Origin of the sequence: Bradyrhizobium sp. (assembly GCF_030654605.1) — a bacterium.
Taxonomy (GTDB): Bacteria; Pseudomonadota; Alphaproteobacteria; order Rhizobiales; family Xanthobacteraceae; genus Bradyrhizobium.
On record NZ_JAURXB010000287.1, the window covers coordinates 1 to 9,737 of the forward strand.

Annotated in this window: 12 protein-coding genes and 1 pseudogene; 12 read left to right on the forward strand and 1 reads right to left on the reverse strand. The window is 58.7% G+C overall.

Annotated elements, in window-relative coordinates:
• From Q7U29_RS26335 to Q7U29_RS26345, 3 genes are all read left to right on the forward strand, one after another.
• Nucleotides 1-513 (forward strand): UDP binding domain-containing protein (locus Q7U29_RS26335; RefSeq protein WP_304746355.1); only part of this gene is annotated, 513 nt, incomplete at its 5' end.
• Nucleotides 514-531: 18 nt separating this feature from the next.
• On the forward strand, nucleotides 532-1,548 hold the full coding sequence (locus Q7U29_RS26340; RefSeq protein ID WP_304746357.1) for an NAD-dependent epimerase: 1,017 nt from the start codon (nucleotides 532-534) through the stop codon (nucleotides 1,546-1,548).
• A gap of 12 nt (nucleotides 1,549-1,560) precedes the next feature.
• Nucleotides 1,561-2,973, forward strand: coding sequence for a mannose-1-phosphate guanylyltransferase/mannose-6-phosphate isomerase (locus tag Q7U29_RS26345; protein ID WP_304746359.1), 1,413 nt, complete (start codon nucleotides 1,561-1,563; stop codon nucleotides 2,971-2,973).
• 557 nt (nucleotides 2,974-3,530) lie between these two features.
• Here Q7U29_RS26345 and Q7U29_RS26350 read toward each other — a convergent pair.
• Nucleotides 3,531-3,764: a helix-turn-helix transcriptional regulator gene (locus tag Q7U29_RS26350; RefSeq protein ID WP_304746361.1), complete on the reverse strand. Its 234-nt coding sequence runs from the start codon at nucleotides 3,762-3,764 to the stop codon at nucleotides 3,531-3,533.
• A 114-nt stretch (nucleotides 3,765-3,878) separates the two neighbouring features.
• Between Q7U29_RS26350 and Q7U29_RS26355 the strand changes: the two genes are divergently transcribed.
• The 9 genes and pseudogenes from Q7U29_RS26355 (at nucleotide 3,879) to Q7U29_RS26395 (ending at nucleotide 9,647) form a co-directional block, all read left to right on the forward strand.
• On the forward strand, nucleotides 3,879-4,700 hold the full coding sequence (locus tag Q7U29_RS26355) for a YqaJ viral recombinase family protein (RefSeq protein ID WP_304746363.1): 822 nt from the start codon (nucleotides 3,879-3,881) through the stop codon (nucleotides 4,698-4,700).
• Nucleotides 4,684-5,949, forward strand: coding sequence for an ERF family protein (locus Q7U29_RS26360; protein WP_304746364.1), 1,266 nt, complete (start codon nucleotides 4,684-4,686; stop codon nucleotides 5,947-5,949). The genes Q7U29_RS26355 and Q7U29_RS26360 overlap by 17 nt, the downstream gene beginning before the upstream one ends.
• Before the next feature lie 151 nt (nucleotides 5,950-6,100).
• A complete protein-coding gene (locus tag Q7U29_RS26365) occupies nucleotides 6,101-6,382 on the forward strand; it encodes a type II toxin-antitoxin system RelE/ParE family toxin (RefSeq protein WP_304746366.1) in 282 nt (93 codons plus the stop codon).
• 10 nt (nucleotides 6,383-6,392) lie between these two features.
• Complete coding sequence (locus tag Q7U29_RS26370; RefSeq protein ID WP_304746368.1) at nucleotides 6,393-6,695, forward strand: HigA family addiction module antitoxin; 303 nt, start codon at nucleotides 6,393-6,395, stop codon at nucleotides 6,693-6,695.
• Between the two features lie 28 nt (nucleotides 6,696-6,723).
• A pseudogene (locus Q7U29_RS26375) lies at nucleotides 6,724-6,933 on the forward strand (type II toxin-antitoxin system RelE/ParE family toxin); the annotation flags it as partial.
• 10 nt (nucleotides 6,934-6,943) lie between these two features.
• The gene (locus Q7U29_RS26380) at nucleotides 6,944-7,222 is read left to right on the forward strand and encodes a HigA family addiction module antitoxin (protein ID WP_304746370.1); all 279 of its coding nucleotides are present in this window, start codon (nucleotides 6,944-6,946) and stop codon (nucleotides 7,220-7,222) included.
• Between the two features lie 171 nt (nucleotides 7,223-7,393).
• Complete coding sequence (locus Q7U29_RS26385) at nucleotides 7,394-7,771, forward strand: type II toxin-antitoxin system HigA family antitoxin (protein ID WP_304746372.1); 378 nt, start codon at nucleotides 7,394-7,396, stop codon at nucleotides 7,769-7,771.
• Nucleotides 7,772-8,262: 491 nt separating this feature from the next.
• Nucleotides 8,263-9,276, forward strand: a complete 1,014-nt coding sequence (locus Q7U29_RS26390; RefSeq protein ID WP_304746374.1) for a hypothetical protein — start codon at nucleotides 8,263-8,265, stop codon at nucleotides 9,274-9,276.
• Nucleotides 9,277-9,356: 80 nt separating this feature from the next.
• Nucleotides 9,357-9,647, forward strand: a complete 291-nt coding sequence (locus Q7U29_RS26395) for a type II toxin-antitoxin system Phd/YefM family antitoxin (RefSeq protein WP_304746376.1) — start codon at nucleotides 9,357-9,359, stop codon at nucleotides 9,645-9,647.
• Nucleotides 9,648-9,737: the final 90 nt, after the last annotated feature.

Consider the following 9,737-nt stretch of genomic DNA (forward strand, 5'->3'; position numbering starts at 1 on the left):
CACTGCATCGGCGTCGATCCCTATTATCTGACCTATCGTGCCGAAAAAGCCGGCTACCATCCGGAAGTCATCCTGGCCGGCCGCCGTATCAATGATGGCATGGGCCAGCGGATCGCGCGGGAATGCGTGCGCGGGCTGCTGCGGCGCAAGGGGCAGGGCGGCGTCGTCACCATCCTCGGCCTGACGTTCAAGGAGGATGTTCCGGATACCCGCAATTCCCGCGTGGTCGATATCATCCGCGAGTTGGAGTCGTTCGGCCTGACGGTCCAGGTCCACGATCCCATGGCGAATGCCGCGGATGCCAGGCACGAATACGGCGTCAGCTTGCTTGAGCTCGACGATTTGCAGCCAGCCGATGCGATCATTCTGGCTGTCGCACATGATCATTATATAGGCGGCGGCTGGCCACTTATTCAGCGATTGCTGACTGGCGGGTCGGGCCTTGTTCTCGACGTAAAAATGAAGCTCGATCGCAGCTCGCGACCCGCCGGCATCGAGCTGTGGCGGCTCTAGGCGCAAATCGGAGAAACGATGTCTGAGAACGCGGTGCTGGTCACCGGAGCCGCCGGCTTTATTGGATTTCACGTGGCGCAGCGCCTGCTGGCCGGAGGCCGCGAGGTTGTCGGACTCGACATCGTCAATAGTTATTACGATCCCAGGCTCAAGGAAGCCCGCCTGGATGTCCTGAAGCGTCATTCGAATTTCAGCTTCGTGAAGCTAGATCTGGCAGATCGCACCACGATGAAGTCGTTTTTTGCGCAGCACCGCTTTCCCATCGTCATTCATCTGGCCGCGCAAGCCGGCGTGCGCTATTCGCTTGAAAATCCTCATGCCTATATCGATGCCAATATCGAGGGTTTCATCAACGTGCTGGAGGGCTGCCGGCACAACGGCTGCCAGCACCTTCTGTTCGCGTCGTCCTCCTCGGTCTATGGCGCCAACACCAAGCTGCCGTTTTCGGTGCAAGACAATGTCGATCATCCGATCAGCCTCTATGCCGCGTCGAAAAAGGCCAATGAGCTGATGGCGCATACCTACAGCCATTTATATCGGCTTCCCGCCACCGGACTTCGGTTCTTCACGGTTTACGGCCCGTGGGGCCGGCCCGACATGGCGATGTTCATCTTCGCCAAGGCGATTGTCGAGGGAGCCCCGATCAGGTTGTTCAATCACGGCAACATGCGCCGCGATTTTACCTTCGTCGACGACGTCAGCGAGGCGATCGTCCGCCTTATCGATCGTCCGCCGCACGGCAATCCGGACTGGTCCGGCGACAGGCCCGATCCCTCCAGCAGCGCCGCGCCGTGGAAGATCTACAACATCGGCAACAACAATCCCGAACAGCTGTTGCACGTGGTTGCGCTGCTGGAGGGGGAGTTCGGCCGCACCGCGGCCAGGGAGATGTTGCCGATGCAGCCGGGAGATGTGCCCGCAACCTATGCCGACGTCGAAGATCTCGCGCGCGACATCGGGTTTCGGCCGGCGACCTCCATCGAAGACGGTATCGCGCGGTTTGCGAAATGGTATCGTGACTATCACAATCTCTGACGGCAGGTCGCAATGAGCCAACGAATCATCCCCCTGATCATGTGCGGCGGCGCCGGGACGCGGCTGTGGCCGGCCTCGCGCGAGGTGCATCCGAAACAGTTCCTGCCGTTGTTCGGACCGCGCTCGACCTTTCAGGATACGCTTTTGCGGGTATCGGATGCGGCGCTGTTCGAGCGGCCGATCGTGATCACCAACACCGCCTACCGTTTCATGGTGCTGGAGCAGCTGGCCGAGATCGGTCTCGAGGCGGACATCCTGCTGGAGCCGATTCGGCGGGATTCCGGTCCCGCGATCGCGGCTGGCGCCGCGTTTGCGCAGAGCCGCGACGGCGAGGCGATCGTGCTGGCGCTCGCTGCCGACCATGTAGTGCGCGATACCCCGGCTTTCGTTGCCGCCTGCCGGCAGGGCCGGACCGCCGCCGAAGCCGGCCGCATCGTCACTTTCGGCGTTGCGCCGGAGCGCGCGGCCACCGAATACGGTTATATCAACCCGGGCGAGGCGATTGCCGGCGAGGTGCGCAGCGTCGCCAAATTCGTCGAGAAGCCGGATCCGAAAACCGCGGCCGAATACGTCAAGGCGGGCTATCTCTGGAACAGCGGCAACTTCATGTTCCGCGCCTCCGTGCTGCTGGACGAATATCGCAGTGTCGATGCCGGCAGCGTGCAGGCCGTCACTGATTCGGTGACCCAGGCCGGACGCGATCTCGGATTTGTCACGCTCGATCCCGCCGCGTTCGGTTCGGCCAAGGCGATCTCGATCGATTACGCCGTGATGGAAAAGACCGCGCGTGCCGCGGTGGTGCCGGTTTCCTGCGGCTGGTCCGATGTCGGTTCCTGGCACGCGGTCTGGGAACTGTCGGACAAGGACGCCCAGGGCAACGCCGCGCAGGGCGCCGCCGTATTCGAGGATTCTCGCAACTGCAACGTTTCGACCGACCGGGCGCTGGTGGCGCTGGAGGGCGTCGACGATCTCGTGGTGGTGGCGACGCAGGACGCCGTGCTGGTGTCGCGCCAGCAGGACGCCAACGGGCTGAAGCGTCTGGTGGCGAAGTTGAAGACCGTCGCACCGGAACTGACGGAGAACCACATCAAGGTACACCGGCCCTGGGGCAGTTACCAGTCGGTCGACAATGGCGATCGGCACCAGGTCAAGCGCATCGTCGTCAAGCCGGGCGGCCGGCTCTCGCTGCAGAAGCATCATCACCGCTCCGAGCACTGGATCGTGGTGCGGGGCGCGGCACGGGTGACGGTCAACGAAGCCGTCAAGACCGTGCACGAGAACGAATCGATCTACATCCCGATCGGCGCCGTGCACCGGCTGGAAAACCCCGGCAAGATTCCTTTGGAACTGATTGAGGTCCAGACCGGCAGCTATCTCGGCGAGGACGACATCATTCGTATCGAGGATGATTATCAGCGGTCGTGAGGAGGAATTTCCACCTCAATAAAGACCGATCGGAAATGCTCCTGGATCCGCTTCACTTGCCGAGTCGGTGCGTGTCTATTTGTCCCGCAGTGGCACGAAAGTCTGCTCATCGCATCGGTCAACGATGACGGACAACCGCATTGAATCGTATCTGCTGTCCTTGAAAAATACGGAGTATACCCGCCGGCTTGATTGCTCCGAAGCGCCGCTCCTTAAGCAAATGATCCATGGAGCCGATGAAATAGGGTGGGCTTCGATTGGTCCCGCGACTTCAAGCGGTTCGGCGAGTTTGGCTTCGGCGGCAGCCTTTTTTAGATCCAGAATAGAGGTTGAAAGGAAGGGGGCAGGGTCTTCCTTTTGCGGCAGATCCTCAACAATCGATGAGCAGTGCGGCGAGAACAAGACACGGCAAGACCTTGGCCAATTTCATCTGTGTTCCCATTTCCATGGTTGTTTCAAGTCCAAGGAAAAGTTTCGGGCTGCAAAGAGGCGTGTTTCTCGCGACGTTTGGATTTCAAGGAAACGTGGTCCGCCGCATTTACCAATTATCCGGGCGATCACTTACGAGGTTTTCGAAGGCGGACGCCTGCTCCACCGCCGTTTTCGTCGATGAATTCGACGCCGGCGGCTTCCAACGCGCGTTTAATCGCGTTGAGATTATTCGTCACCGGGATTGACCTGCCGGCTTCGAAATTTCGAACAGTGCTTTCGCCCACCTTCGCTTTTTCAGCGAGTTCCGTTTGCGAGTATTCGATTAGGGCGCGCGCAGCGCGACATTGCGACGGTTTCATCGCATCAGCGTAATTCAGCCAACGTTTTTCAACAAGGGTAACGAATAGCGTTTGACATTCTCAGAATAACGATTATCGTTATCAATAACGAAATACGTTATATAGGAATATCAAATGGTAAGAGCAGCACCAATTTTCGATCGACGTCACTTCATCGGTGGCTCCGACGCCCGGATTATCATGGGCAAGGACGAGAAAGCCCTGTTGCGACTGTGGAAGGAGAAGCGGGGTGAGGCGTCTCCCCCCGACCTGTCCGCGGTATTGATCGTCCAGCTCGGCCTGTGCACAGAAGATCTGAACCGCCGCTGGTACGAGCTAAACTCGGGAAACCGCATCAGTGACGTCCAGCGCCATGCGATCCACTGCACCATGCCTTGGATGGCCGCCACCCTGGACGGACTGGTCAAGGAAACAGGCGCTGTCTTCGAAGCCAAGTTCATGCTGCCTTGGTCGTTCTCCGAGGAAGGGGCAGCGGAAAAACATATGGCCCAGCTCCAGCACAACATGCTGGTCGCCGGCACCAAGAAATCCGTGCTCTCCATCATCAATGGCGGCGGCAAGTGGGTCGAACTCTCGATCGAGGCCGATCCGATCTACCAGACCATCCTGATCGCAGCGGAAAAGGCGTTCTGGCGGGCGGTCAAGACCGGCGAAACTCCAGCCCTGTTCGACTGCGAGCCCCCGAAACCCCGGATCGAAGCGGTCCGCGTGGTCGACATGAACGCCTCCAACTCCTGGGCGGAATTTGCGGGGCTGTTTCGGGACACTCAAGGTGCCCACGCAGACCACGAACGAGCCAAGGCGGAACTCAAAACCCTGATGCCGGAGGACGCCAAGGAGGCGATGGGCCACGGCATCCGCGCCAAGCGGTCGAAATCAGGGGCCGTCAGCTTCGATCTGGTTGAGATGGAGGTCAGCCATGCATCGGTCCAGTGAATGCGTCGCTGCCATCGCCACGGCGTTGGCGAAGGCCCAGATCGATCTCTCGAACCCCGAGAAGGCGATGGTCGGAACCGTCTACAACAGCCGATCAGAGACCCCCCAGAGCTTCCGCTACGCCTCGCTCTCGAGCGGTCTGGATATCGTAAGGAAGGCCTTGGGAGGCCAGCAGATCGCCATCGCCCAGACCACCGACATTGATCGGGCCAATGGCACGGTCAACCTGATCACCCTGCTGTTGCACACCTCAGGGGAGTGGATCTCCTCGGACTGGCCGGTCTGCCAGCTATCGGAAACATCCGCGCCCCGTCGGATGGGCGCGGCACTGACCTACGCCCGCCGCTACGCGCTGTTCACGATGGTGGGGATCGCCGGCGAGGACGATCTCGACGCGCCGCCAGATGCCGCCCCGGCGGAAGGCGACAGGGCCGTGAATAGGGGTCTCTCTCCCAACGTTGCGCCGGCGCCGGCCCATTCCAGCCAGATCGGAGCAGGGAGGTCAGCCACTTCCAGGCCGGCCGGGGAAAAGCTCTCAACGGACGATTCAGCCGCGGCCAGCGCCCAACTGATCCGGGAAATCGAGACTATGCCGGATGATGACCTGCAGTCCCGCGCAATAACCATCCTGAAGGCCAAGAACCACCTCTCAGCAGATGACGCAAAACGTGTAGAGGATGCCTTCGCGACCAGGATGATGCCATTAGACGCCCTCCCTGAAGCCTTGCCTGGCAACGCAGCTTCATTCGCCTCGACCGATCAAGAAAAGCCCGAGTTCTCCCCCAGTTTAACGGAGCCCGCAAAACCGCGGCGAGGCAGGGGGCGCCCCAGGAAAGTCACAGCCGTGGTCGAGCAACTAGCGCTGCCTTCAGCCGTGTCGCAACCACCGCTCGACGACGTCGCGGCTTCCCCGAATCTTCAGTCCGCCGCCACCCCAGCCAAAATCGAAAAGAACGAACTTACCATCAGCGAGCCCCGCCGGCATCGCGACAAGAGCCATCTCAAATTCGTCGCGTCTCATCCATGTCTGGTTTGCGGCAGAAGTCCTGCCGACGCCCACCATATTCGCTTCACCCAACCGCGCGCCATGGGACGCAAGGTCAGCGACGAATTCACGGTCCCCTTATGCAGGACGCATCATCGAGACAACCACAGCTCAGGCGACGAGGTGGCCTGGTGGGAGAGGCGGGCCATCGATCCCATCGCGACTTCGCGGATGCTTTGGGTTTCGACGCGGCGCATTGTATGAGGGAGACACTAGTTTCCTTCTGTAGTTCAGGGCGTACAATGAGAGGGAGCGTCGCTCAAATGACCGCTGAATCTTCGGGTCTGACAGGTCGCTCTCGACGGCGGTTTAGACTGCGCTTGAGATATGTATCATTCTATGATACACTATCCCTGTGATAAGGTCCTTCAAAGACGCTGTGACGGAAGCTGCCTTCAACGGCGAGGCGGGGAAGGGATTTCCTGCCGACCTTGTGAAGGTGACCCGTCGAAAGCTTCGCTATCTGCACTCGGCCAAGACGCTGGACGATTTGAGAGCGCCGCCGGGCAACCGGTTGGAAACTCTGAAAGGCGACCGGGCAGGGCAGTATTCGATCCGGGTGAACGATCAGTTTCGCATTTGCTTCGTCTGGACCTCGGACGGTCCGGAGGCTGTCGAATTTACCGACTATCATTGAGGCAACGCTGATGACAAAAAAACTAGCACCGATGCATCCTGGTGAAGTTCTTCGCGAAGAATTTCTGGTCCCGCTCGGGATTTCGCCCGGCGCGTTGGCTCGAGCCTGCGGCGTCCCGCGCACGCGGCTCGAGCGGCTTGCGAACGAGGAGACCGGCGTGACGGCTGACACTGCGCTGCGGCTCGCCAAAGCGTTCGGTACCTCGCCTGACCTATGGCTGAGTTTACAAAATGACTTCGACGTTCAAGTTGCGAAGCGGCAAATAGGCAAGGCTTTGGACAAGATTGCCCCGGTGATCACGGTCGCAGCGTGAGCGCTAGGGCAACGCTCGAGGCGTCAGCGCCGAGCATCTCCGCAAGATCAGGCAGATTTTAGGTGTGCTGCATGCGGCGGAAACCATCGAGGCGCTTCGCTTGCCAACCTTCGGGCTGCATTCCTTGAAGGGCGATCTCAAAGGCTTTTGGGCCGTGACCGTGCGCGCGAACTGGCGGATTATTTTTCGGTTCAAGGATGGCAAGGCGTCCGATGTTGACCTTGTAGACTATCACTAAGAGAGAAAATATGGAGATGAAAAATCCACCCCACCCCGGCGAATTGATCGGCGACACGCTCGATGAGCTGAAAGTTTCGATTGTCGCCGCCGCAAAGGGCCTCGGTGTCACGCGGCAGCAGGTTCATAATCTGATTGCGGGACGCAGCGGGATCACGCCGGAAATGGCTGTCAAGCTTGAGAAAGCCTTAGGCAGCACCGCCGACACCTGGCTCAGGATGCAGATGAATTACGACCTGGCCCAGGTTCGCAAGCGCACGATCAACGTCAAGCGGTTGGCTCCAGCTTAGCTGGCTGCGAAGAGGTCTGCATTTCTTTGTTCGGCTTTGCTAAAAGCGCATCGATCGCGGCGGCGTAGTTCGCTGCTGAACAAAGCGGCCATGAAAAGATGAATCCGGTTCCTCGGCACGCACCGGCAGTATAACGGGATCAATGCACAATCCGTTTGACGGGTAGAAGTCATGGACATTTTGCCAATCAAGAGCCAGCGCGATTACCGCAAAGTCCTCAAAGAGATCGAGGGCCTGATGATAGCGAAACGCAACACGCCCGAGGGTGATCGCCTAGACGTGCTTGTCACGCTGGTGGAGGCGTGGGAGCGAAAGCATTATCCAATGGATCTTCCAGACCCGGTGGAGGCGATCAAGTACCATATGGATCAAAATGGGCTGCAGCCTCGCGACCTCATTCCCTTCATCGGCAGTCGAAACCGTGTGCACGAGGTGCTAAATCGAAGGCGCTCGCTGACGCTCAAAATGATCTGGCGACTACATGAGGGGCTGGGCATTCCCGCAGAGTCGCTGATTAAAGTGGGACAGCAGCAGGGGCAGGCAGCCTGAGTCTAACAACCGCGCCGCCGCATCATCAAGCCAACTTTCGCCGATGAGGCGGCTTGGCCGGAATATTATGTGAGACTGTGTAGGGGACGATTACGTTCCTCCGCCAGCCGCGCCGGATGCCCCGGTGTCCCTCATGAAATTAAGGCGCTTAGGATAGTCGGCTGAAATCCCGGCCGCCGACGATCGAGAGCCTTGTGCATCTACCTGCGCAGAATTTCGGTCGGCGATGCCCCCGCATTGCCAGGGGCAATGCCCTCCGCGTTGCCGTGGCATGCTGCAAGCATGCGGTGGGAATGCGATCCGCATGCCAAGCGCATCCTCCAAGCCTCGAACCTCGGAAACGAGGATCTGTGGACCAGTCCACTGTTCCGTGGTGGAATTTCTTGCTCGCTGATACAATAGCTTAAATCGGCGAAAATATTTGTCGCCATTGCTGCCGACAATCGCTGGCTCATTATCAAATTGGGTGGGTAGCTCGGAGGGATTTAACCGTGAGCAAGAAATCAAAAAGGATCGACAAAAAGCGCAATGCCATGAAGCACGGAGTCTATTCCCGTGAGGTTCTGTTGCCCGGCGAAAAAAGGAGCGACTATGAAGCAATGCGGACGGCCCACTATGATGAGTGGACGCCGGAAGGGATAACCGAAGAGTGCTTGGTAGACGGTCTAATCGACAAGCGTTGGAAAAAACGGCGCATGGACCAGTATAATCAGGTTCGGTTACAGCAGCGCGTCGCTCAAACTGTTCTGAAAAATGATGTTAACCGTCACAGGACAAACCTGAAGAATTTGGCTTCTGAGTTCCAGGCCGCCGACGGTGCCGAGGCGGTGGAGAAAACATTTTCGATACTGAGCCCTTGGTACCAAGAAGTTATCACGGGCTGGGTGCCACGGGAGAATTTCAGTGATCTCGCAGAATGGGGCCAGGCCGTTGGCAAATTTCTTTCGGACCTCAAAACAGATGAGCCACTGGAGGGCGGCGATCTTTTTGCCCATATGATCGACCCAGATCAGCTGGAAAAGGAAATCGAGCAGTCGAACCGGTTGGATGAGAGCATCGATCGCATCATTAAGCGACTAATTCAGCTCAAGGTGGCCAAGCAGATCTTCAAAAATCCCGGAAGAAATGCCGCGTCGGAGCCGAAACTCATAAACGCGGACCTGGGCACGAACCGGCCGCTTTCGGCAAGATCCGAACTGATGCTAAACCCAGTGATGGGAACCGAGCCGGAGTTGTTGGCTGAGCCGAGGAAGAAGGACGACGTCACTCGGGCGGCACCAGCGTGCGTTACCGCAGGAACCGACGTCAATGGAGCGGATGATGCGTGCCGTGCGCATAACATCATCGAAAACGAGCAATTGGTCGATGCGCCCGCAAAAGTTGAAATTTTTACGAAACCAACTCCGCTCACCTTGGTCGAACTGCAGAGGTATTCCATCCTCTGCGAAGAACTGCGCGAGCTCCACGGCTATCCGAAGGAGCCAAGTTTAGCTAGTTGGATTTAGTGAAAAAATCCGGGAAGTGAGCTGAAGAGAGTGTCGGCAAGCGGGTTTGACAAAGTAGCCTCTGGAAGCTACATTGTCTCATGCGCTCTGTAGGTCTCAAGGCTCTCAAGAATAAACTCAGCGAGTACGTTCGGCTTGCCGCCGGCGGCGAGACGGTGCTTGTCACAGATCGCGATCGCGTGGTTGCGGAAATCGGCCCACCCCACCCCACCCGAAGCGCGATGCTTTCCGACGCGCTGCTGTTGGACGCCTTCCGGCAAGGCTGGATGACGCCGCCGGTCTCCGTCGGACGCGGTCCGCCAGTGCGCAAGCCGGTAATGACGATCAAAGAACTGCTTGGCGATCTGGAGTCCGATCGGGCTGATCGATGATCTATCTCGACAGCTCGGTGGCGCTTGCCTATCTGTTGGCAGAAGATCGCTTCCCGCCGGATGAACTATGGGACGAGCAGCTGGTGTCCA

Bases quoted from the DNA above. Each gene is read 5' to 3' on its own strand.
- Q7U29_RS26385 (WP_304746372.1), top strand. From the start codon at position 7,394: ATGGACATTTTGCCAATCAAGAGCCAGCGCGATTACCGCAAAGTCCTC.
- Q7U29_RS26380 (WP_304746370.1), top strand. From the start codon at position 6,944: ATGGAGATGAAAAATCCACCCCACCCCGGCGAATTGATCGGCGACACG.
- Q7U29_RS26340 (WP_304746357.1), top strand. From the start codon at position 532: ATGTCTGAGAACGCGGTGCTGGTCACCGGAGCCGCCGGCTTTATTGGA.
- Q7U29_RS26355 (WP_304746363.1), top strand. From the start codon at position 3,879: ATGGTAAGAGCAGCACCAATTTTCGATCGACGTCACTTCATCGGTGGC.
- Q7U29_RS26370 (WP_304746368.1), top strand. From the start codon at position 6,393: ATGACAAAAAAACTAGCACCGATGCATCCTGGTGAAGTTCTTCGCGAA.
- Q7U29_RS26360 (WP_304746364.1), top strand. From the start codon at position 4,684: ATGCATCGGTCCAGTGAATGCGTCGCTGCCATCGCCACGGCGTTGGCG.
- Q7U29_RS26350 (WP_304746361.1), bottom strand. From the start codon at position 3,764: ATGAAACCGTCGCAATGTCGCGCTGCGCGCGCCCTAATCGAATACTCG.
- Q7U29_RS26345 (WP_304746359.1), top strand. From the start codon at position 1,561: ATGAGCCAACGAATCATCCCCCTGATCATGTGCGGCGGCGCCGGGACG.
- Q7U29_RS26395 (WP_304746376.1), top strand. From the start codon at position 9,357: ATGCGCTCTGTAGGTCTCAAGGCTCTCAAGAATAAACTCAGCGAGTAC.